The following is a 22,852-nucleotide window of genomic DNA, read 5'->3' as shown; positions in this document are numbered from 1 at the left end:
GCGGCAGGATCAGCATCATCGGTGACATCCTCCGATCTCGCCGAGCCGGATGGGCATAAAAAAGCCCCGACCGGTACGGCGGGGCTTTTGGGAGAGGCACTGCGCCCCGGTTAACGGCGTCGCATCTCCAGCCCGACCGGGAGGGTGATACCCCAAGGACCAGAGATGCCGAGAGCGATTGCCATGCGCGAGATCAGAGCAGCCTGCGGCCCGGTCAGGCTCTGCTGCTCCTAAGCCAGCCGCCCATGGCACTGCTTGAACTTCTTGCCCGAGCCGCAGGGGCAGGGGGCGTTGCGCGGCGTGTCGCGCCAGGCGGCAGGCAACTCGTCGAGGCTGGAAACACCGGCCGCCGGCGCCTCGGCCAAGGCAAGCCCGCCGCCATCGGCGATGAAACCCGGCGAGAAGCCGGCCCCCTGGCCGAAGCTCTGGTTGAGCGCTTCTTCGGGATGATTTTCGAACATGAGACCCGGCGGCGGCGGCTCGGCCGCCTGGCCGAAATCGACGCGCGCCAGCGTCTCCGTCACCCGCGCCTTCAAATCCTCCAGCATGGCACCGAAGAGGGCGAAGGCCTCGGTCTTGTATTCCCGCAGCGGATCGAGCTGCCCATAGGCGCGCAGCCCGATGCCCTGGCGCAGATGGTCGAGGTTGAGCAGATGCTCCTTCCAGACCTGATCGAGCGTCTGCAACAGATGCGCCTTCTCCACCATGCGCATCAGTTCCGGCCCGTAATTGGCGGCCTTGGCGGCCATCAGCTGGCTGCCCGCCTCCTCGATCCGCTCGCGGATATGGGTCTCGTCGATGCCTTCCTCGCGGCCCCAATCCTCGATCGGCAGCCGCAGGCCGAGCAGCTGCTCGATATCATCGGCAAGCTCCGCGGTCTCCCACTGCTCGGCGAAGGCCTTCTCGGGGATCCGGCGGGAGACGAGATCGGCGATGACCTCGTTGCGCATCTGGGCGACCACGTCCGACACGTCTTCGAGCATCATGAACTCGCGCCGCTGGGCATAGACCTCGCGCCGCTGGTCGTTCATCACGTCGTCATATTTGAGCAGGTTCTTGCGGATATCGAAATTCCGCGCTTCCACCTTCTTCTGGGCCTTTTCCAGCGCCCGGTTGATCCAGGGGTGGGTGATCGCCTCGCCCTCTTTCAGGCCGAGGCGTTGCAGCATGCCACCCATCCGCTCGGAGCCGAAGATGCGCATGAGATCGTCTTCGAGGCTGAGGAAGAAGCGGGACTGGCCAGGATCGCCCTGGCGGCCGGAGCGGCCGCGCAGCTGATTGTCGATCCGGCGGCTCTCATGCCGCTCCGTGCCGACGACGAAGAGGCCGCCGGCCTTGACGACCGCATCATGCGCGACCGCGATTTCGGCTTCCAGCGCGGCATTGCGGCGGGCAAGCTCCTCCGGATCGGTGATGCCCGAGAGTTCGAGCTTGCGGCGCATCTCGATATTGCCGCCGAGCTTGATGTCCGTCCCGCGCCCGGCCATGTTGGTCGCGATCGTCACGGCGCCGGGCGCGCCGGCCTGGGCGATGATCGTCGCCTCCTGCTCGTGGAAGCGGGCGTTGAGCACGGCATGCGGCACCTGCTCGCGCTTGAGCAATTCGCTCAGCAACTCGCTCTTCTCGATGCTGGTGGTGCCGACGAGCACGGGCTGGCCGCGCGCCCGCGTCTCGGCGATGAGCTTGGCCAGCGCCTGGTATTTCTCGGCCGCCGTGCGATAGACCTCGTCATCCTCGTCCTTGCGCGCCACGGGCACGTTGGTCGGGATCTCGACCGAGTGGAGCTTGTAGATCTCCTCGAACTCGTCCGCCTCCGTCATCGCGGTGCCGGTCATGCCGGCAAGCTTGGGGTAGAGGCGGAAGTAGTTCTGGAAGGTGATGGTGGCGAGCGTCTGGTTCTCGGGCTGAACGGTGACGTGTTCCTTCGCTTCCAGCGCCTGGTGCAGGCCCTCGGAATAGCGCCGGCCCTCCATCATGCGGCCGGTGAACTCGTCGATGATGATGATCTTGTCGTCCCGCACGATATAGTCCACGTCGCGCGAGAAGAGGGTATGCGCCCGCAGGCTCTGCTGGGCGTGATGGACGATCGAGATGTTGAAGACGTCGTAGAGGTTGCCCTCCTCGATGATGCCGGCCGCGCGCAGCATCTCCTCGACGCGCTCCGAGCCCGGCTCGGTCAGCGTCACCGCTTTCTGCTTCTCGTCCTTCTCATAGGTCTCCGGGTCCTGCACCAGCACACGCACCACCTCGTCCACCTGGCGGTAGAGGTCGGAGGAATCCTCCGCCGGGCCGGAGATGATGAGAGGCGTGCGCGCCTCGTCGATCAGGATGCTGTCCACCTCATCGACGATCGCGTAGTTGAAGGCGCGCTGGACCATGTCTTCCAGGCGATACTTCATATTGTCGCGCAGATAGTCGAAGCCGAATTCGTTGTTGGTGCCGTAGGTGATGTCGCAGGCATAGGCCGCGCGGCGCTGGCTGTCGTCCAGCCCATGCACGATGACGCCGGTCGAGAGGCCGAGGAAGCCGTAGAGCGCGCCCATCATCTCGGCATCGCGGCGGGCGAGGTAGTCGTTCACCGTCACCACATGCACGCCCCGCCCCGAAAGCGCATTGAGATAGACGGGCAGGGTGGCGACGAGCGTCTTGCCCTCGCCGGTCTTCATCTCGGCGATGCGGCCGCTATGGAGCACGACGCCGCCGACCAGCTGCACGTCGAAATGCCGCATGCCGAGGACGCGCTTGGAGGCCTCGCGCACCACGGCGAAGGCTTCGGGCATGATATCGTCGAGCGCGGCGCCGCCGGCCAGCCGCGCCTTGAATTCATCCGTCTTGCCGCGCAGCTCGGCATCCGAAAGCGCCGCCATCTGCGGCTCCAGCGCGTTGACGCGGGGCACGATGCGCCGGTAGCCCCGCAGCACGCGCTCGTTGCTGGTTCCGAAGATGACGCGAGCGAGAGATCCGAACATGAGATCCTTGGGTCACACTATGGGCCGCCTGCCGGCCGGAAGAGGCTTGCCCGCCCCGAAACGGCAGCGGGGGCCCCGGTTAGGCTGCGGGGGCGGCAAGTGATAGGACTCAAGGCCCGCCCGGTCAACGCGGGCGGCTCTCGCGCGCATCCGCCGGCGGCTGCTTGCCGCGGGCCCGCTCTTCGGCCATTCTCCGCCGCCCTTGGCACCCAGCCGGAATAGAGGTTTTCATGCGCCGTTCTTCCCGATCCTTCAGCATCCTGGCGAGCAGCGCGCTCGTCCTCACTCTGACGATGCAGGGGGCCTGGGCGCAGTCCTCGACACCTGCGCCGGCACCGGCCGCCGCCTCCGCCGCCGCGCCGGCGGGCAGCGGTGCCGCCGCGACCAATCCCAATCCCGTGATCGCGACCGTCAACGGCCAGGCGATCCATCTGCAGGATCTGCAGGAAATGACGCGCAACCTGCCCCAGCAGCTGCAGAGCATGCCGGCCGAGCAGCTCTATCCCATCCTTCTCAACCAGCTCGTGGACCAGACGGCGATGGCGATCGTCGCCAAGAAGCAGGGTCTGATGCAGGAGCCGGATGTGCAGCGCCGGATCGAGATCGGCACCGAGCAGGTGCTGCAGGGCGCGCTGATCCGCAAGGTGATCGGGCCCGAAATCACGCCCGCCGCGATCAAGGCGGTCTATGACAAGGATTATGCCAACAAGCCGGGCGCCGAGGAGATCCATGCCCGCCACATCCTCGTCAAGACCGAGGCGCAGGCCGAGGACATCATCAAGCAGCTGGATCACGGGGCGGATTTCGCCAAGCTCGCCGACAAATATTCCACCGATCCGGGCAATACGAACGGCGGCGATCTCGGCTGGTTCAAGAAGGGGGACATGGTGCCGGCCTTCGCCGATGCCGCCTTCGCCATGAAGGACGGCCAGATCACCCAGAAGCCGGTGCATACCCAGTTCGGCTGGCATGTGATCCAGGTGCTCGGCCATCGCACCGCACCCACCCCCACGCTCGCCGACGTGCAGGACAAGATCAAGGAGCAGATCATCCAGAAGGGCATCCACCAGCTGCTGACGCAGGTGCGGAGCCAGGTGACGATCAAGGAATACGCGCCTGACGGCTCGGCATTGCCGACCGAGGCGGCCCCCGCCGCCGCGGGCCCCGCCTCTGGCTCGGCCGCTGGCGCCGCCACCCCGGCCAGCAAATAGGGCCGGGGCACGCGCCATGGCGACCATCACGAGCGTCTCTCCCCTCGCGGTGCCCTTGCCTGCGATGGCGCCCATCGCGGGGGTGCGTCTCGGCTCAGCCGCGGCCGGCATCCGCTACCAGGGGCGGACGGACCTCATGATGATGGTCTTTCCCCGCGGCACCACCGTCGCGGGCGTCTTCACCCGCAACCAGTGCCCGGGCGCGCCGATCGACTGGTGCCGCCAGGCGCTTGAGGGCGGCCGGGCGCGGGCGCTCGTCGTCAATGCCGGCAATGCCAATGTCTTTACCGGCAAGGCCGGCGTCGCCACGGTGAAGGCGACCGCGCGGGCGGCGGCGGCGCTGGCCGGCTGCCCGGCAAGCCAGGTCTTCCTCGCCTCCACCGGGGTGATCGGCGAGGTGCTGCCGGCCGAGCGCATCACCGATGCGCTGCCTGCCCTGCATGAAACCCTCGTCGAAGACGGCTGGGAAGCGGCAGCGCGGGCGATCATGACGACGGATACCTTCCCCAAGGGCGCGACCCGCACGGCGACCATCGGCGGCACCACCGTCACCATCAACGGCATCGCCAAAGGCAGCGGCATGATCGCCCCCGATATGGCGACCATGCTCTGCTTCATCGCGACCGATGCGGCGATCCCGGCGCCGGCCTTGCAGAAGCTGCTCGCCCGCGGCGTGGGGCCGAGCTTCAATGCCGTCACCGTCGATAGCGATACCTCGACCTCGGATACGGTGCTGCTCTTCGCAACCGGGGCTGCCGGCAATCCCCCGGTGCCCGAGCGGGGGGGTGCCGCGCTCCGTGATTTCCGCCGCGCCCTCGATGAGGTGCTGCTCGATCTCGCTTTGCAGGTGGCGCGCGATGGCGAGGGCGCCCAGAAGCTGGTGCGGATCGAGGTGACGGGTGCGGTCTCCGCCAAATCCGCCCGCGCCATCGGCTTCGCGGTCGCCAATTCGCCGCTCGTCAAAACCGCGATCGCCGGGGAGGATGCGAATTGGGGCCGCATCGTCATGGCGGTCGGCAAATCGGGGGAGCCTGCGGATCGTGACAAGCTCGCGATCGCTGTCGGCGGTACCTGGATGGCGCGCAAGGGCACCGTCGTCGCGGGTTACGACGAAGCCCCCGTGGTCGCCCATATGAAGGGGCGGGAGGTCACGATCGCGGTCGATATCGGCCTCGGCGATGGTGCGGCGACGGTCTGGACCTGCGATCTCACCCATGGGTACATCGACATCAATGGCAGCTACCGCAGCTGAGCGCGGGCCGGCGGCGGCGCAGCCGGGCGGCGAGATCCGGCTGACGACGGAGCGGCTGACGCTGCGGCCGGTGACGCCGGACGATGCCGAGCATCTGCACCGCCTGCTCAACGATTGGGAGGTCTGCCGCATGCTGCAGACCGTGCCCTTCCCCTATCCGCGCCTCACCGCCGATCAGTGGATCGCCGATTCGGTCGCCCAGCGGCAGGACGGCACCGCCTATCACTTCGCGATCACCGGGGATGAGAACGGGCAGGAAGTGATGGTCGGCGCCGTCGGCCTCAAGCTCATCGCCGGGCGGCGCCGCGCTTCGCTCGGCTATTGGGTCGGCCGGCGCTTCTGGGGCCATGGCGTCGCGCGCGAGGCGGCGGGGCGTGTGCTGCGCTGGGCCTTGGCCAATCTCGATCTCGACCAGGTGGAGGCGACGGTCGCGGCCGATAACAGCGCTTCCGCCGCGGTGCTGCGGGCGGTCGGCTTCCGCGAGATCGGCGAGGGGCGGGAGCCTTTCCTCTCGCGCGGCGGGGGCGAGCATCCGGTGCGGCGCTACGCCGCCTCGCGCAGCGATATCCCGGCCCCGGCCGAACCGGCCGAGCGGCCTCAGGCGCCGAGCCAGGGTCTGCCGCTGGTGCTGGTCGCCGCCTGCGTGCTGATCGACGCCGCCGGCCGCGTGCTCATCGCCCGCCGCCCGGAAGGCCGGGCGATGGCCGGGCTGTGGGAATTTCCCGGCGGCAAGCTCGAAGCCGGGGAGAGCCCGGAAGCCGCCCTCGTGCGCGAATTGCGCGAGGAACTCGGCATCGATATCGCGCGCAGCTGCCTCGCGCCCTTCGTCTTCGCCTCCCATGCCTACGAGAAGTTCCACCTGCTCATGCCGCTCTTCCTCTGCCGCCGCTGGCAGGGCATCCCGGCGCCCAAGGAAGGCCAGCAGATCCGCTGGGTGGCGCCCGACGCGCTTGACGGCTACCAGATGCTGCCGGCGGACAAGCCGCTCCTCCCCATGCTGCGAGACTTGCTGTAGCCTGATCCCGCCACGCGCCCGAGGATCTCATGCCCAATCCCACCGCCTGCCTGCTCGTCATCGGTAACGAAATCCTGTCCGGCCGCACGCAGGACGTGAACATCAACTTCCTCGCCCGCCGGCTGGGGCAGATCGGCATTCCGCTGCGCGAAGTGCGCGTCATTCCCGATGTCGCCGAGACCATCATCCGCACGGTGAACGAGGTGCGCGCGGCCTTCGATCATGTCTTCACCACCGGCGGCATAGGCCCGACGCATGACGACATCACCTCCGAATGTATCGCGGCCGCCTTCGGCGTGCCGTGGGAGATCAACCAGGAAGCCTATGCCATCATGAACGCCCGCTATGCGGAGGGGGAGTTCAACGCCGCCCGCCAGCGGATGGCGACGATGCCGCGCGGTGCCGCCCTCATTCTGAACTCCGTCTCAGCCGCGCCGGGCTTTTCCATAGGCAATGTCCATGTCATGGCCGGGGTGCCGCGCATCATGCAGGCGATGTTCGAAAGCCTGGCGCCGACGCTGGAGGGCGGCGCGCCGATCATCTCCCGCGCGGTCTATGCGCTCGGCCTGCTGGAAGGCGCGATCGCGGCCGAGCTGGAGGCGATCCAGAAGCGCTACCCGATGCTCGATATCGGCAGCTACCCCTTCGCGCGGAACGGCCAGCACGGCGTCGCGATCGTGAGCAAGGGCACCGAGGTCGAGGCGGCGGAAGCGGCGACGGCGGAGGTGACGGCGCTGATGGCGCGGCTCGGGGTCGTCCCGATCCAGGGCGAGCCCCCGGCCTGAGCGGCGTAAGCATGAGCATGAGCATGAACATGGAGCCGGCCGCCGCCCCGCCATCGGCCAGCGCGGATAGCGCGGCCGAGGAGGTCGCCCATTGCCTGCTGCAATTCGGCCGCATCCTGTTGCAGAATGGCGCCGATACCGGCCGGGTGCAGCTTGCCGTGCGGCGCTTCGCCGCCGCACTCGGCTATGATGCCCGGCTCTTCATCTCCTATGAGGGGCTGATCCTGACGGTGCTTTCGGGCACGCGCTTTACCACCAAGATCGGCAGCCGCATCCCGGCGATGAATGTCGGGATGAGCCAGGCGGCGGCCGCCTTCGGCATTCTCGGCGCGGTGGAGGGGCGGCGCCTTACCCTCGCCGAAGCCGCCGCCGCGCTCGAAGCGCTGGAGCATCGGCCGCCCGAATACCATCGCTTTCTGGTCGCCTTCGCGCTCGGCCTGACGGGCGCTTCCCTCAGCCGGCTGTTCGGCGGAGATTGGGCGGCCTTTATCGTCTGCTGGGTGGCGGTCAGCCTCGGCACGCTGGTCCGCCAGGATGCCGGCAAGCGCGGCTTCAGCCCGGTCGTCGTCTCCTTTCTGGCCGCCATCGTCAGCGGCCTGCTCGGCGGCCTTGGCGCGCGGCTGCTCGGCAGCACGACGCCGGCGCTCTGCCTCGTCGCGCCCGGCATGGTGATCGTGCCGGGCGTGCCGCTCATCAACGGCGTGCAGGATATGATCCGCAACCATGCGAGCCTCGGCATCGCGCGGATCGGCTTCGCGCTCTTCGTCATCGCGGCGATCGGCCTCGGTCTCGAAATCGCCGCACTGGTCTCGGGCGTCGCCCTGCCGCTGCAAATCCCCTCGGGCTCGGTGCCGATCTGGGAGGATGCGATCTTCGCCGCCTGCGCCGCCCTGGGCTTCGTGCTGCTCTTCAATGTGCCGCTGAAATTCGCCTGGGCCTGCGCGCTCTGCGGTGTCGCGAGCCATACCGTGCGGTTGGCGGTGATGCACTATGCGGGGCTCGATATCGCCGCCGGCACGCTCGTCGGCGCGCTGCTCGCCGCCGGCCTCGCGCAGATCCTGGCGCATCGGCTCGATGCCCCGGCGGCAACCTTCGCCTTTCCCGGCGTCGTCGCCATGGTGCCGGGGATCTACGGCTTCCGCACGGTCGCCGGGGCGATCGCCATCGTCTCCGGCGGGCCAGTGCCGGCGCCGGCGGTGGTCGGCACCACGGTCGGCCTCGCCGTCTCGGTGCTGATGATCACGGCGGCGATCACCATCGGCATCGCGGCCCCGCTCGCGATCGCCGATCCGCGTGGCACGGGCGGGCGATAGGCCGGGTCTGCGCTTTCGCGCGCCTCCTGAAAGGGCGGAGGTCCACTCAACAGTTTACGAATTCGCAATTGCTCTGCGCCTTTTGTAATCGTTTCAGGGATGAGCGCCCGGCCATCCCGTTGCGAGGCAAGACACAAATGCGCTTTTTCAAGAATATGTCTCTGCTGGCGAAGTTTATCGTGACCTTCGCGATCCTCCTGATATTCGCCGGGGGGCTCGGCCTCTTCGCGGTCAACCGCATCGGCTATATCAGCAACGTCGCCAGAGGTTTCGAGGCCAATATCAAGGGCACCGCGCCCATCCAGGCGATGGCGCGGAGCGGCCCGCAGATCGCCGCCCTCGCCGGCGCCCTGGCTTTGACGAGTGATCCCCAGCAGGCGGCGCAGTTGCAACAAGCCGCCAAGGCGGAAGCCGCGCGCTTTGCCGCCAACTGGGCGCTCTATCGCCCGACGATGGACCCCGGCCGCGAGACGAATGACGGCCAGGGCTTCTCCGGCAGCTTCGCCCAGATGAACGCGGATTTCGCGAAAGTCGCGCAGGCCGTCAGCAGCGGCGATCACGCGGCGGCAGCCGCCCTCGTCACCGGCCCGATGGCCGCGCTGCGCGAGACCTTCAACCGCGATATCGCGGATGATTTCGCCTACCAGGCGCAGATGGCCAACGGGCATGCCGCGGCCGTGGACGGGGCGGAGAGCAGCAGCCGGCGGGCCTTCAGCGCGGCGCTCGTGCTCATGATCCTGCTCAGCGGCGGCCTTGTCTGGATGCTTATCCGGGCCATCGGCAGCCCGATCAGCACGATGACCGAGACCATGCGGCAGCTGGCCAGTGGGGCAATGGATACGCCGGTCGGCTATGGCGATCAGCGGGATGAAATCGGCCGCATGGCGCGTGCGGTGCAGGTGTTCAAGGATGCAGGGCTGGAAAAGCTGCGTCTTGAAGGCGAGATCGAGGCCGCGCGTATCCGCACCGAGGAAGACCGCAGGCGCAGCGACGCGCAGCTGAAGGCCGCGGCGCAGGAGCAGGCGGCGATCGTCGAGTCTCTCGCCGAGGGGCTGGAGAAGCTCTCCAACGGCGATCTGCTTTTCCGGCTGAGCGAGCCCTTCAGCCCGGCTTACGAGAAGCTGCGGGCGGATTTCAACAATGCGACCGCCCGTCTGCACGACACGATGGCGGCGATTTCGGCCAATACGACCGGCGTCGATTCGGCTGCGGCCGAAATCTCGGCGGCCGCCGACGATCTCTCACGACGGACGGAGCAGCAGGCCGCCGCGATCGAGGAGATGGTCGCGGCCTTGCAGGAAATCACGACCGCGGTGGGTAAAAGCGCCAGCGGCGCGGCGGAGGTGCGCCAGGTCGCCGGTGTCGCCAAGCAGGAGGTGGAGAAGTCCGGCGTCGTCGTGCAGGCGGCGGTCGGCGCTGTCAGCGTGATCGCGGATTCCTCGCGCGAGATCTTCAACATCATCGGTGTGATCGACGAGATTGCCTTCCAGACGAACCTGCTCGCCTTGAATGCCGGCGTGGAAGCGGCGCGGGCGGGGGAATCGGGCCGCGGCTTTGCCGTGGTCGCCACCGAGGTGCGGGCCTTGGCGCAGCGTTCCGCCGAAGCCGCGCGGGAGATCAAGCGCCTGATCTCGACCTCCGGCGCGCAGGTCGAAACCGGCGTCAAGCTGGTGGGGGAGACGGGAGACACGCTCAAAGTCATCGCCGATCAGGTCGATCAGTTGAACAACCTGATCACCGGGATCGCCGATCAGATCACACGCCAATCGAGCGGGCTCGGCGAGGTGAACAGCGCCGCAATCCAGATGGACAAGGCAACGCAGCAGAACGCCGCGATGGTCGAGGAAACCACCGCGGCGAGCCACGGCTTGAAGAGCGAGGCATCGGAGCTGGCCCGGCTTGTCGGCCAGTTCCAGATCAGCGACGAAGCCGTCGGTGCGCCGGCCACGCCGCCGATTCGCACGGGGGCGAGGGCATCGGCGCCCCGGCGGGTGCTTGCCGAGGTCTGAAAGCCGCGACCGCACGCGACGCGGGCATAGCCTACCGGAACGCGCGCCGTCGGGTGCGCGTTCACTGGCCTCGTCATCGCCTCCCAGTCTCGTCATCGCCGGACGTGTTCCGGCGGCCCAGCGCGTGCAGCGATTTTGCCGTCTTCGCCGGGTGGACGCGCCAGACAAGCCCGCGGGTGACGGTGGGACGATGGGAGGATGGGGCGCGGCGTTTCACCCCCGCCCGAGCCTTCCGCTACCCTTGCTGCCTCACCGCACGCGGGCCAGCCGCACCGCGGTATGCCCGCGGCTCGGCCGCAGGCTCGGCATGACGAGCAGGCAATTGTCATAGGGCGTGCGGATGTCGGCCGGCCCGTCGATCGCCAGCAGCGTGTTGCGATGGCGGATGATCTCGCCGCCGCGATAAGGCTGCATGAAGGTGAAGCTCGCGGTTTTCGCCGTCACCACGCTGGTGACCTCGGCATAGACGGCCTTGCGCGGGAGCTGGGCGGGCGGCTGCAGCAGCGGTTCGTCCCGCAGCGCCATGCCGAGCGCGCGCAGGGTGCCGGCGATCGCCGCGCGTGCCACCCCCACCGTCTCTGGCTGCCAGTGCTGCCCGGCCTCCACGAGATTGGCGACGGCGCCGCCCTCGCCCTCGGCGAACATCGGATGGTCGATCAGCCGGCGGCCATTGCCATGGCCGGCATCGGCGATGACGAGGCTCGGGCAGCCGATGTCGAGCGCGAGCCGCCGGCCCCGTTCGGCCGCGCCGCAGAGGATGAGCGGATCGGACGGCCAGAGCATGGAATGCAGATCGAGCAGCACATCGGCGCTCTCCAGGATCGGCCGCATCTCGCGCGCGCGCTGCAACTCGGCGGAGCGGCGGCTGCCCTCCAGCAGGCCGAGATCCCAGACCCGATTGAGATCCTCGTCGATATAGCGGGAAGCGATCGGATCGAGCGGATCGAAGCGATGGAAAGCGTCCAGATTGGCAAAGCCGAAGGTCAGCCGCCCGCAGCGCGGCGTGAAGCCGGCGGCCAGCAGTTGGGCGAGGACGATCGCCCCCGCCAGCTCGTTGCCATGGATCAGCGAGAGCAGGATGAGATGCGGGCCGGGCTCGCCGCTGGCGCGCGTCGTGAAGCCGCGGACGCCGGTATTGCCCTCGATCCAGGGCGAGAGGTCAGGCGGCGCCAGCCGCACTTCGAACCGCGGCAGCGCGAGGCTCGCGGCCCCGGAAAGGCTCACTGGCTTGCCCTGGAGGCCGGCCGGCAGCCGGCGCGGTGCCGATCCGGCTCATCATCCGGGCGTGCGATCGGCACCCAGATCCGCTGCAAGATCCGCTGCAAGATCCGCCCGGGGATCTGCCTGGGCACAGGCCCGCCGGCACGGCCGGGGCGGGGCGGGCGGGGCGATAGGGCCCCGGCCAGTGTGACAGTTTGCATAAGCGCTGATCCTATACCCGCCGCGGCCGGAGGCAACCGCCATCATGGCAGGGTGCCACGCGCAATATTGACGATCGGGCCGCCCAGCCGCACAAGGCGCGCATGTCGTTCATGACGCCCCATCCGGCGGCTGAGACCGCTCGCCCTGGCCCACCCGCAAGCTGGATCCTGTCCGAACCCTATGCCGGGCTGCAATCCCAGGCCCTGGGCCTTGCGGAGGCGGCGGGCCTCGCCCCTGAGCTGCGGACGCTGCACGCGCGCTTCCCGTGGTCCTCCATCTCGGCACCGCGCTGGCCCTGGCCGCTGCGCGCGGTGCGGCGGGCAGCCCTCGCCGGGCCGCCCCCCGAGATCCTGCTGAGCTGCGGCGGCATGGCGGGTGCGGTCGCCGCCGCGCTGCGCGGCCCCGCGCTCCGCACCGTGCATATCCAGAACCCGCGCATGGACTTCCGCAAATTCGATCTCATCATCGCCAATACGCATGATGAAATCGCCGGCCCCAATGTCATCCTCGCCCGCACCGCGCTCCACCGCGTCACCGCCGCCCGGCTGGAGGAAGCCCGCAGCGCCTGGGCGCCCCGCTTCGCCGATCTGCCGCGCCCGCTGGTCGCCGTCTGCGTCGGCGGCACCAACGGGCGCTTCACGCTCGATGCCAAGGTCGCCGGCGCGCTCGCAGCCGAGCTTGGCGCGATGATGGAGCGAGACCGGGTGGGCCTCATGCTCACCCCGTCGCGGCGGACCGATCCGGCGGCGACCGCGGCGCTCCGTGCCGCCTTGGCGCCGCGCGGCGCCTTCGTCTGGGATGGTTCGGGTGAGAACCCCTATTTCGGCATGCTGGCGCTCGCCGACCTCATCATTGTGACGATCGATTCGGTCTCCATGGTCTCGGAAGCGGCGGCGACGGCAGCGCCCGTCATGGTCGCCGCACTTCCCGGCCGCTCCCGCCGTATCGGGCTCTTCACCGAGGCGCTGACCGCGGCCGGGCGTATCCGGCCTTTCGAGGGGCGGTTCGGGCATTGGCCGGTCCGCCCTCTGGACGACACCGCCGAAGCGGCGCAGGAAATGCGGCGGCGGCTCGGTTTTTAAGACGCGATAGAGGCGGCGGCGCATGCTCGATATCCAGACCTTCGATGCGGTGAAGGGCGGCAACGTCCTCTACAAGGCGCTCGCCCATCCGCTGGCGGCAGAGGCGGTGGAGAGGCTCGCCGGGGAGCTGCGCGGCCTCGGCCCGGTCGGCCTGCTTGATCCCGATGCCGTGGCGGCGCCGCTCCTCACCATGTATCCGGGCCTGCCGGTCTCCGCGCTCTTCGTCCAGGATGTGCGGCAGATCGGCCAGAGCCGCGGCGGCCTCGTCGCCCAGCCGATGACCGAGATTGCGGCGAGCGGGGTGCGCGCGCTCCTCGTCGCCGCCTTCGAGGCGGAGCGGCTGATGGCGCTGCTCGCCAGCCTGCTGCCGGCCGGGATCACGCTCCTCAGCCTCGACGCCGTGAAGATCCCGGAGGAGCGGCGGACCAATCCGAAGCGCTATCTCGATCCGCTCAACTTCGCCACCAACTACGCCTTCTTCCGGGACGAGAACGGGCTCTCGACCCGGCTGGTGACGGCGAATTACTGGGCGGGCTACGGCGCGCGCGCGGTGCGGTTCTTCCTGCGGCTCTATGACGCGGAGGGCCGCATCCTCGCCGAATGGCAGGAGGCAGCGCCCGAAGGCGCGGGCGGCATCGTGTTCGACAGCCGCGAGGTACGCACCCGCTTCGGCCTCGGCCCCTTCACCGGGCAGCTTTTCATCCATGCCGTCGGCGTTGCCGGGCATGATGTGGTGAAATACGCGGTGGATACGATCGGCGACGGGGCGGAGCAGAGCCTCTCCTGCACGCATGATGCCAATGCCTGGCCCGCCTCCCGCTATGCCGGCCTGCCGGCGCCGCGCGCCGATGAGCGGGTGATCCTCTGGGTGCAGAACAGCCACGGCTCGCCCATTCCCGCGGGCGCCATCGCGCTCGATCGTATGGGCGCGGAGGCGCCGCGCGCGCTGATGGAGGAGATCCCGCCCTTCGCCACCCGCGCCCTCGATATCGCCGAACTGCTGCCCGAGCTGCGCTGGCCGGCGCAGATCGAGGTGCGCACCGGCCGCCATGTCGTGCGCCCGCGCTACGAGGTGATCCGCGCCGGCCGAACGCGCATCGCGCATGTCAATGTCGAGCGGGAGGGGCTGGAGAACGATCCCGGCATCAAGACCCTGCCGCCCGAGATGGGGCGCGGCTTCCTGCTGCCCTTTCCCATCCTGCCGCGCGGCGAATACCGCTCCGTCGTGCTGCCGACGCCGATGGCGGAAGCGGAGACGAGCCTGCCGCTCCGGCTTGATCTCTTCGATGCCGAGGGCCGGCCGCTCGGCCAGCATTTCCTCGGCCTGCTGCCGCGGGATCACGCGCTCGCCGTCGATCTCGACAGCCTGCTTCCCGATGGCGCGCTGATGGAGGAGGGCGGGCATGCCGATCTCGTCTATGATTTCCGCGATGGCGGCGAGGCCAATGGCTGGCTGCATGCTCTGATGCGCTACGAGCGGCGGGATGGCGCCCATGCAGCCGAGACGAGCTTCGGCGCCCATATCTTCAACACCGCGATGATCTACAAGGGCGAGCCGCAATCCTATTCCGGCCCGCCGCCAGGGCTGACGACGCGGCTTTTCCTCAAGCTCGGGGAGGATGGGCGGCAGAGCTTTTCCCACCTCATCTATCCGGCTTCAGGCCCCTGGCATCCGCGGTCCGAGACCCAGCTGCAGCTGCATGATGGCGCGGGGCGGGTGATTGCCGAGGAAGGGGTGCGGATCGCCTGCTCGGGCTCCATGCTCATCCGGCCAGACCGCATCTTCGGCGCGGCGGCGCTCACCAAGGCCGGGCCGCGTGGCTATGTGCTGATCCGGGATCGAACTTGCCGGCTCTTCGGCTATCACGGCCTGGTCGATGCGGCGGGGCGTTTCTCGCTCGACCATATGTTCGGCTTCTGATCCCGAACCCGCCTCCGCGCGAAAGCGGGGTCCCGCTGCGCTCGGGTGCTCGCCTCAGGCGGCAAGTGCTGCCGGGCTGAGGCCGAGGCTGCGGCAGGCATCCTCCAGGGAAGCGCGTTCCGCCGCGGCATAGAGCGTCGTTTCGTCATGCGCCTCCGCGCCGAGGGCGGCCATGAACTGCCCGCGGCTCGCCGGCCCCGCATAGCTTGGCCGCGCGGCATCGCCGAGGTTCGATTGAAAGATCCCGGCAGCGCTGACGGGGAGGAAATCCTCATAGGTCAGCGGTGTCGCGATGAGGGCGCCGGCGGCGATCAGCGCGCCGAGCGAGGCGCCGGGGCCGATGCCCTCGGCCGCCGCCTGCGGCGCGCGCCCGGCAGTGTAGCGGAAGAAGCCCAGGCCCTCGGCCCGCATCCGCTCCGCATCGTCCGGAAAAGCGTCGAAAGCGGCGGCGAGCCGCGCGGCATAATCGGCATCGCCCTCCGCCGCGCTGACCTCGGCCGGCGTTTCCCGCACCGAGGCGAGCAGCCGGTCATACAAGGCGCGGCCCTTGGGCGTCAGCGCCATGCCGCGCTGCTCGATCTCCCCGAAGCGGGCGGTATGCGTGCCGGAATGCAAGCCCTGGGCTTCGGGAAAGTCGATCGCCTCTTCCAGCGCCTTGAAGCTCGTCTGCCGCAACAGGATAGGGCAGGCGCGGCGCGGCGGCCCCTCGATGACGGCTTTGGCCGCGATGCCATGCGCCGGCATCAGCGCCTGCACCGCGTCGATATCGAGCGTGCGGGGGGTGAGGTGGTTGATATGCGGCCCCTTGAAGCAGACGACATCGGCGATCAGCCGATGCGCGCGATGCAGCGCCCGATAGGTGGCGCCATCCACCATCGCGGTCCGGTGCCAGCGGAAGGTTTCCAGCGCTTCGCTGACGAACCGCGCCGCATCCGCTTGCGCGAGGCCGCCCGCCGCCTCTGCCTTGGCGATCAGGTCGAGAAGGGCTGGGGTGAAGATCCGCCGCGCCTTGAGGATCGCCGCCGCCTGCGCCCGCAAGCCGGCATCGGCGATGAGATCGAGCCGGAGGAGCGAGGTGAAGACGCGGAAGGGGTTGCGCGCCAGGCTTTCTGCGCTGACCGGCCGGAAGGCGGTGGAATGGACGGGCACGCCCGCGGGCGCGAGATCGTAATAGCCCACCGGCTCCATCCCCATCACCGCGAAGAGCCGGCGCATGGTCGCCAACTCCTCCGCCGTGCCGAGGCGGATCGCGCCATGGCGTTCGAGGCTGATGCGGGCGAGATCGTCGGTCTCCGCCAGCGCCGCGGCGAGCGCCGGATGGGCAGCGAGGTGGCGCGCATTCACCGTGGCGACGATATCGAGCAAGGTGCCGTATTGCGGCACCTCGCTGCGATACATGTCGGACATCGCGCGCGAGAAGAGGCTGCGGAGATCGTCGGCGGAAACGAGGGGCGCGGTCTGCATCGCTTGGCCTTTCCCGGATGGTGCGGCGGCGGCGTCAGCTTTCGGAGAGGTCGAAGGTGACGCCCTGCGCCAGGGGCAGGCGGTTGCCGTAATTGATGGCGCTGGTCTGCCGCCGCATATAGCCCTTCCAGGCGTCCGAGCCGCTTTCCCGGCCGCCGCCGGTCTGCTTCTCGCCGCCGAAGGCGCCGCCGATCTCGGCCCCCGACGTGCCCATATTGACATTGGCGATGCCGCAATCCGAGCCACGCGCTGAGAGGAAGGTTTCGATCTCCCGCAGATCGGTCGAGAAGATCGAGGAGGAGAGGCCCTGGGGCACTCCGTTCTGCAAGGCGATCGCCTCGGTGAGGCTGCCATAGCGCAGAACGTAGAGGATAGGGGCGAAGGTCTCCTCCAGCACCGGGCCCGCCTGCTCGGGCATTTCGACGAGGGCGGGGCGGGCGTAGAAGCTTGCCTCGCCCGCCACCGCCACGCGCTCGCCGCCATGCACCTGCCCGCCGAGCTGCCGCGCCGCGCCGAGGCTTTCCTGCATCGCGGCGAAGGCCTGGCCGTCGATCAACGGCCCCACCAGCGCCTCGCTCGTCAAGGGATTGCCGACCGAGATCGCGCGATAGACGGCGGCGAGGCGCGGCACCAGCCGGTCATAGACGCTCTCATGCACGATGAGGCGGCGGAGCGTCGTGCAGCGCTGCCCGGCGGTGCCCATGGCGCCGAAGGCGACGGCCCTGAGCGTGAGGTCGAGATCGGCCGAGGGGGTCACGATCGCGGCATTGTTGCCGCCAAGCTCCAGGATCGCCCGGGCGAAGCGGCGGGCGAGCCGCTCGCCCACCGCCCGCCCCATGCGGGTGGAGCCGGTGGCGGAGACTACGGGAATGCGCGGATCATCGACCAGCGCCTCGCCGATCTCCCGCCCGCCGATGAGCAGGGTGAGCAGCCCCTCCGGCACGCCGCCGAAGCGCGCCGCCGCGCGCGCGCAGATCGCCTGCACGGCGAGCGCGGTGAGGATCGACTTCTCGGAGGGTTTCCAGACCACCGCATTGCCGCAGATGAGCGCGAGGGCCGCGTTCCAGGACCAGACGGCGACGGGAAAGTTGAAGGCCGAGATCACCCCCACCACGCCCATCGGATGCCACTGCTCGGTCAGCTTATGGTCCGGCCGTTCGGAGGGCAGCACGAGGCCGTAGAGCTGGCGCGAGAGGCCGACCGCGAAATCGCAGATATCGATCATCTCCTGCACTTCGCCGAGCCCCTCGCTCGGCACCTTGCCGACTTCGAGGGTGACGAGCCGGCCGAGCGCCGCCTTGTGCTCGCGCAGCTCCTGGCCGAGCAGGCGGACGAATTCGCCCCGCACCGGGGCCGGCACATCCCGCCAGGCGCGGAAGGCGGCGTCCGCTCGGCCGATCAGCCCGCCCAGCGCGGCGGGCGCGGTATCGGGGATCCGCGCGATGACGGAGCCGTCGATCGGCGAGGTGAGCGGCCGGGCGCCGCCGCTGAAGGCGGCCTCCGGCACGCCGAGCCCGCCCAGAATGGCGCGCACCTCTTCGGCGATCTCTGAACGAAGCTCGGTCATGGCAGGGGGTCTTTCACGAAGGGCGGTGAGCATTGCGCAGCGGGCGCCGCGCGTCGAGCAGGTGTGCGACCTGCGCACCCGTCTCGAAATAGGCTTCCTTGAGCGCGCGGAACGGCGCGGGCGCAAGGGGGCTGACCGGCAGGGGCAGATCGGCCTCGCCGATGCGGCCGAGGGTGAGATCGGCGAGCAGCCGGCCGAAGACCGTGCCCGGCGCGATGCCGCGCCCGTTATAGCCGCTGAAGGAGAGGATGCCGCGGCCGAGGCGGTGGCAGCGGGGCAGGTGGTCGGCCGTCATGCCGAGCTGGCCGTACCATTCATGCTCGAAGCCGATTTCGGCCAGCTGGGGGAAAAGCCGCGCCATCGCCCGCCGCCCCCAGGCGGCATGGATCGCCCGGCCGGTGCCGCGGAGCGCGCCGACGCTGCCGAAGATCAGCCTGCCCTGCCGGTCGAGCCGGAAGGAGGTCAGGATGGTGCGGGTATCCCACGCACCCTGGCGGCCGGGCAGGATCGAGCGGCGGAGATTGTCGCTCAACGGCCGGGTGGCGAGATTGAAATAGGGCAGGCGCACCATCTCCTCGCGCAGCTCGGGCCACAGATCGGCGGTATAGGCATTGGTCGCGAGGATGACGGAGGGGGCTTCCACCACCCCTTGCGCCGTCCGCAGCCGCCAGCACTGCCCGTCATCCTCGGCGGCGAGCAGGCGGCTGGCGGTATGGATCGCGGCACCCGCGCGCATCGCCGCGGCGGCCAGCCCCCGCGCATAGGCGAGCGGCTGGATGGTGCCCGCCCGCGCATCCAAAAGCGCGCCGGCATAGGCCGCAGAGCCGGTGGCGGCGGCGGTTTCCGCGGCGTTCAGCACCCGCACCGGGGCGCCGCGGGCCTGCCATTGCCGCGCCCGCTCGGCGATCTCGGCGAGCCCCTCTGCCCCCACCGCGCAATGCAGCGTGCCCTGCCGCTCCGCCTCGCAGGCGATGCCGTGGCGCTCGATCAGCGCGAAGACCAGGGCCGGGGCTTCGCCGAGGGTGGCGAGCAGCCGCTCGCCATGCTCCGCCCCGAGCGCGCGGGGCAGATCCTCGGGCATCACCCACATTCCGGCATTGACGAGGCCGACATTGCGGCCCGATCCGCCGAAGCCGATCTCCTCCGCCTCCAGCACCACCACGCGGGCGCCCGCCTCGGCCAGATGCAGCGCGGCGGAAAGCCCGGTATAGCCGGCGCCGATCACCGCCACATCGGCGCGGCTCAGCCCCTCCAGCGGGGCGGTCGCGGGTGGCGGCGGGGCGGATGCCTCCCACAGCCCATGGCTGCGCGGGTCATTCCGCATCGGAAGTACCAGGGCGGCGCGCGGGGCGGGCAGGGCGGTCGCTGATCACGCCGGGTTCCTCGGGCAAGACGGCTGCGGGCTTCATCTGAGGGGCGGAGTGTCGCCCCGGCAGGGCCTTGAGGCCAGCAATATTCTCGCCTAACGTCATGACGGATCGGAATGACGAGCCGGCCAGGCATGGCGCCGGCGGCGGAGGATCGCATGGCCATCATCCGGCGCTTCCTGCCCTCCGTTCCGCTGATGTGCGCCTTCGAGGCGGCTGCCCGGCATGAGAGCTTCACGGTCGCGGCGGCGGAGCTGAGCCTGACGCAGAGTGCCGTCAGCCGGCAGATCCGCGCGCTTGAGGAGTTGCTCGGCTGCGCGCTCTTCGTGCGGGAGAAGCAAACCGTGCGGCTTACCCCGGCGGGGGAGCATTACGCGCGCGAAATCAGGGCCGCGCTGCACCATATCGCGGATGCGACGCTCGGGCTGCGCGCCAATCCCAAGGGCGGCACCCTCAACCTCGCCGTGCTGCCGACCTTCGCCGCGCGCTGGCTGGCGCCCCGCCTGCCGCGCTTCCAGGCCGAGCAGCCGGGCGTCACCCTCAACCTCGTCACCCGGCTGCGCCCTTTCGTCTTCGAGCAGGAGCAGCTCGATGCCGCCATCCACTTCGGCGCCGCCGTCTGGCCGGGCGCCACGCTCGATCCGCTGATGGGCGAAAGCCTCGTCGCGATATGCAGTGCCGGCCTCGCCGCGCGCTTCCGCTTTCGCGCCGCGGAGGATCTGCTGCGCGCGCCCCTGCTGCATCTCACCTCGCGGCCGGATGCCTGGGAACGGTGGTTCGCGGCGCTCGGCGTTGCGCATGCGCCGCTCTCGGGCATGCTGCTCGACCAGTTTGCGATCCTCATCCGGCTGGCCGCCGCCGGCATGGGCGTCGCCCTGCTGCCGCGCTTCCTGATCCTCGACGAACTGGCGCGCGGGGAGCTGAGCGAAGCGATCGAAGGCCTGGCCGCGCGACCGAGCGAGGGGGAATACTTCCTCGCCTGGCCGCCGGACCGCGCCGGGCATTTCCCCCTCCGCGCCTTTCGGGACTGGCTGCTGCGCGAAGCGGAGGGTGCCCGCCCTCCAGGCTGAACGCCCCGCGCCCCGGGATGACACGCCGCTATCCGCCGCATTGGGCATCCTTCATCTGCCGGCCACCGGCACCCAATCTTCCTGGCCTATCTAAGGGCGGCGCGGCGCCATCTCCCCATCCGGCGGCCGCACCCTCCCGCTCAGGATAGGCCCTTGCCGATGCCGATGATCCCGAACCAATCCCTCTGGCCGCTGCCCATCGCCGTGCCGCCGCGCGCCCCGGCGGCGGCGCGTTTCGTCGCGCTCGACAAGCGCAGGCGGGGTGGGTGGTGATCCTCCCACCCGCCACCGCCCAGGCGCTCGGCACCTATGGTTACGGCTTCGTCGCCTTCGCGATCGGGGTCGAAAGCCTCGGCATCCCCTTTCCAGGGGAAGCGACGCTGCTCGCCGCCGCCCTCTATGCCGGCGCCACGCATCACCTCGATATCGGCCTCGTCGTCGCGGCGGCGGCCCTTGGCGCCATTCTCGGGGATAATATCGGCGCCTGGCTCGGCCGGCGCTTCGGCTTCCCGCTGCTGCTGCGCTTCGGCCGCCATGTGCGGATGACACCGCCGCGCATCAAACTCGGCCAATACCTCTTCCTGCACTACGGCTGCGGCCTGGTCTTCTTCGGCCGCTTCGTCAGCCTGCTCCGCACCTTCGCGGCCTTCCTCGCCGGCGCCAACCGCATGCCCTGGCCGCAATTCCTGATCTGCAACGCGGCGGGCGGCATCGTCTGGGCGAGCCTCTACGGCTTCGGCGCCTATACGCTCGGCCATGCGGCGCAGCGTCTGCTCGGCCCCCTCGGCATCGCGCTCGGCGCCGCCGCACTCATCGGCATCCTCCTCGGCGGCCGCTTTCTCCGCAAGCATGAGCGGGCGCTGCAAGCGAAGGCGGAGGCGGCTTTTCCCGGCCCCATCGAGGCCACCCGGACGCCGCCGCCCGCGGCGTGACCGGAGGGCGCGGCCGGGCCCGCGGCCGGGCCCCGGGCCGCAGCGGGGCGCGAAGATGAAAAAAACACAATCTGGGGCGAGTGGCAGGCTGCACCGCGGCCCTCTACACTCGCGGCCTCTCTCCCGCCCACCCCGGCGGGGGCGCGATTCCCGGAGAACCTCGCCCGCATGTTCAACCACTCGGTCTCGATGCTTGCCGATGTCATCACCGGCATCATACTGGCCGGCGGCTATGGCGGCCTCGTCCTGCTCATGGCGATCGAATCCGCCTGCCTGCCCTTGCCATCCGAGATCATCATGCCTTTCGCCGGCTATCTCGCCTCGACCGGGCATTTCAACCTCTGGCTCGCGGGGACCGCCGGGGCGCTCGGCTGCAACCTCGGCTCGGCGGTCGCTTTCGAGCTGGGAGCCGCCGGCGGGCTGCCGCTTCTACGGCGCGTGGGGCGCTATGTCCTCGTCTCGCCGACTGAGATCGACCGCAGCCTCGCCCTCTTCCGCCGCTATGGCAGCGGCACGGTCTTCGTCTGCCGGCTGCTGCCGATCATCCGCACCTATATCGCCCTGCCGGCCGGCATCGCGCGGATGAACCGGCTGCGCTTTCACGCCTATACCTTCCTCGGCTCCTGGATCTGGTGCATGGCGCTCGCCTGGGCGGGCTTCTATCTCGGCCAGCATTGGAGCAGCAGCCCCGCACTGCGCCAGGCGATGCACGGGCTCGATGCGCTCGCCCTCCTGCTGATCGTCGGGCTCGGCGTCTGGTTCGTGCTCAGCCGGCGGCGCGCCGCCAGCCCATGATGCGCCGCGCCACCGTCTCCCCCGCATGACAGGAGCGAGGATGTCCGCCCGCCGCCAGGCCGAGACCGCAGCCTATCGCCCCCGCCGCGCCGCGCCCTATCTCGCGATCCTCGGGGCAATCCTGCTGGCCGGGGCGGCATTCGGCGCCGCCGCCCTCCTGCTGGCGGCACCGAGTGTCGCGCAAGCGCCGGCGATCGTGCGGCAGTTCGCCGCCCGCCACCACGAACGCCCGGTGCGCGCGCCCGGCCAGCGTTTCGAAGCGGCACTGATCGCGACCGAGGATCATCGCTTCCGGGCGCCTTATGATTTCGGCGTCGATCCCATCGCGCTGATCCGCGTCCTGCTGAGCGCGATCGAGCCTGGCGGCCAGGATAGCGGCGGCAGCTCGATCGATCAGCAATTGGCCAAGATGCTCTTCACGCCGGGGCAGAGCGGCCGGCTGATGGCCGATCTCAAGCAGATCGCCTTCGCGGTCGATCTCCACATCGCCTATCGGCCCGCCACGATCCTCCGCATGTATGCGACCATGGCCTATTTCGGCAGCGGCTATTACGGCGTCGAATCGGCGAGTGTGGGCTATTTCGGGCGGCCCAGCGCGGATCTTTCCTGGGCCGAGGCGGCGATGCTCGCCGGCCTCGTCAACGCGCCGACGGCGGATGATCCGCGCAACCACCCCGC

At 69.6% G+C, this 22,852-nt stretch carries 17 protein-coding genes; 12 read left to right on the top strand and 5 right to left on the bottom strand.

The window, feature by feature from the left end; translation table 11 throughout:
• Positions 1–230 precede the first annotated feature (230 nt).
• Complete coding sequence (secA, locus tag ACYQ7X_RS15335; protein ID WP_459697934.1) at positions 231–2,969, bottom strand: preprotein translocase subunit SecA; 2,739 nt, start codon at positions 2,967–2,969, stop codon at positions 231–233.
• 230 nt (positions 2,970–3,199) lie between these two features.
• Here secA and ACYQ7X_RS15330 point away from each other — a divergent pair, with 230 nt between their 5' ends.
• From ACYQ7X_RS15330 to ACYQ7X_RS15305, 6 genes are all read left to right on the top strand, one after another.
• Positions 3,200–4,180 carry a peptidylprolyl isomerase gene (locus tag ACYQ7X_RS15330; RefSeq protein WP_459697933.1) on the top strand — a complete coding sequence of 327 codons (981 nt, stop codon included), beginning with the start codon at positions 3,200–3,202 and terminating at the stop codon, positions 4,178–4,180.
• Between the two features lie 16 nt (positions 4,181–4,196).
• Positions 4,197–5,432 (top strand): bifunctional glutamate N-acetyltransferase/amino-acid acetyltransferase ArgJ, encoded by a 1,236-nt coding sequence (gene argJ, locus ACYQ7X_RS15325; RefSeq protein WP_459697932.1) that lies wholly within the window; start codon positions 4,197–4,199, stop codon positions 5,430–5,432.
• Positions 5,413–6,447 (top strand): 8-oxo-dGTP diphosphatase MutT, encoded by a 1,035-nt coding sequence (gene mutT / locus ACYQ7X_RS15320; RefSeq protein WP_459697931.1) that lies wholly within the window; start codon positions 5,413–5,415, stop codon positions 6,445–6,447. Before argJ ends, mutT begins: the two co-directional genes overlap by 20 nt.
• 29 nt (positions 6,448–6,476) lie before the next feature.
• Entirely contained in the window at positions 6,477–7,232 is a 756-nt protein-coding gene (locus tag ACYQ7X_RS15315; protein WP_459697930.1) for a competence/damage-inducible protein A, read from the top strand.
• A 23-nt stretch (positions 7,233–7,255) separates the two neighbouring features.
• Positions 7,256–8,545, top strand: a complete 1,290-nt coding sequence (locus tag ACYQ7X_RS15310; protein WP_459697929.1) for a threonine/serine exporter family protein — start codon at positions 7,256–7,258, stop codon at positions 8,543–8,545.
• Between the two features lie 137 nt (positions 8,546–8,682).
• A complete protein-coding gene (locus ACYQ7X_RS15305) occupies positions 8,683–10,554 on the top strand; it encodes a methyl-accepting chemotaxis protein (RefSeq protein ID WP_459697928.1) in 1,872 nt (623 codons plus the stop codon).
• Positions 10,555–10,803: 249 nt separating this feature from the next.
• On the opposite strand, the gene ACYQ7X_RS15300 is transcribed toward ACYQ7X_RS15305, so the two are convergent.
• Positions 10,804–11,778, bottom strand: coding sequence for a M14 family metallopeptidase (locus tag ACYQ7X_RS15300; protein WP_459697927.1), 975 nt, complete (start codon positions 11,776–11,778; stop codon positions 10,804–10,806).
• Positions 11,779–12,086: 308 nt separating this feature from the next.
• Between ACYQ7X_RS15300 and ACYQ7X_RS15295 the strand changes: the two genes are divergently transcribed.
• Together ACYQ7X_RS15295 and ACYQ7X_RS15290 are read left to right on the top strand one after the other, a co-directional pair.
• Complete coding sequence (locus ACYQ7X_RS15295) at positions 12,087–13,058, top strand: mitochondrial fission ELM1 family protein (protein WP_459697956.1); 972 nt, start codon at positions 12,087–12,089, stop codon at positions 13,056–13,058.
• Positions 13,059–13,080: 22 nt separating this feature from the next.
• Positions 13,081–14,979: a hypothetical protein gene (locus ACYQ7X_RS15290; protein WP_459697926.1), complete on the top strand. Its 1,899-nt coding sequence runs from the start codon at positions 13,081–13,083 to the stop codon at positions 14,977–14,979.
• Positions 14,980–15,033: 54 nt separating this feature from the next.
• Here ACYQ7X_RS15290 and hglS read toward each other — a convergent pair whose 3' ends face one another.
• Genes hglS through ACYQ7X_RS15275 form a run of 3 tightly spaced genes read right to left on the bottom strand, consistent with a single transcriptional unit; the run spans position 15,034 to position 19,334 of the window.
• Entirely contained in the window at positions 15,034–16,443 is a 1,410-nt protein-coding gene (gene hglS, locus ACYQ7X_RS15285; RefSeq protein WP_459697925.1) for a 2-oxoadipate dioxygenase/decarboxylase HglS, read from the bottom strand.
• A 34-nt stretch (positions 16,444–16,477) separates the two neighbouring features.
• Positions 16,478–18,010, bottom strand: coding sequence for an L-piperidine-6-carboxylate dehydrogenase (amaB, locus tag ACYQ7X_RS15280; RefSeq protein WP_459697924.1), 1,533 nt, complete (start codon positions 18,008–18,010; stop codon positions 16,478–16,480).
• Between the two features lie 13 nt (positions 18,011–18,023).
• Positions 18,024–19,334: an NAD(P)/FAD-dependent oxidoreductase gene (locus ACYQ7X_RS15275; protein ID WP_459697923.1), complete on the bottom strand. Its 1,311-nt coding sequence runs from the start codon at positions 19,332–19,334 to the stop codon at positions 18,024–18,026.
• A gap of 159 nt (positions 19,335–19,493) precedes the next feature.
• On the opposite strand from ACYQ7X_RS15275, the gene ACYQ7X_RS15270 reads away from it, so the two are divergent.
• The 4 genes from ACYQ7X_RS15270 to ACYQ7X_RS15255 all read left to right on the top strand — a co-directional run.
• Positions 19,494–20,447 (top strand): LysR family transcriptional regulator, encoded by a 954-nt coding sequence (locus ACYQ7X_RS15270; RefSeq protein WP_459697922.1) that lies wholly within the window; start codon positions 19,494–19,496, stop codon positions 20,445–20,447.
• A 269-nt stretch (positions 20,448–20,716) separates the two neighbouring features.
• Complete coding sequence (locus ACYQ7X_RS15265; RefSeq protein ID WP_459697921.1) at positions 20,717–21,379, top strand: DedA family protein; 663 nt, start codon at positions 20,717–20,719, stop codon at positions 21,377–21,379.
• Between the two features lie 168 nt (positions 21,380–21,547).
• Positions 21,548–22,174: a DedA family protein gene (locus tag ACYQ7X_RS15260; RefSeq protein WP_459697920.1), complete on the top strand. Its 627-nt coding sequence runs from the start codon at positions 21,548–21,550 to the stop codon at positions 22,172–22,174.
• Between the two features lie 40 nt (positions 22,175–22,214).
• On the top strand, positions 22,215–22,852 hold a 638-nt coding region (locus ACYQ7X_RS15255; protein ID WP_459697919.1), incomplete at its 3' end, for a biosynthetic peptidoglycan transglycosylase.

Source organism: Acidisoma sp. C75 (assembly GCF_054665095.1).
This window is presented reverse-complemented; position numbering and strand designations above follow the sequence as displayed.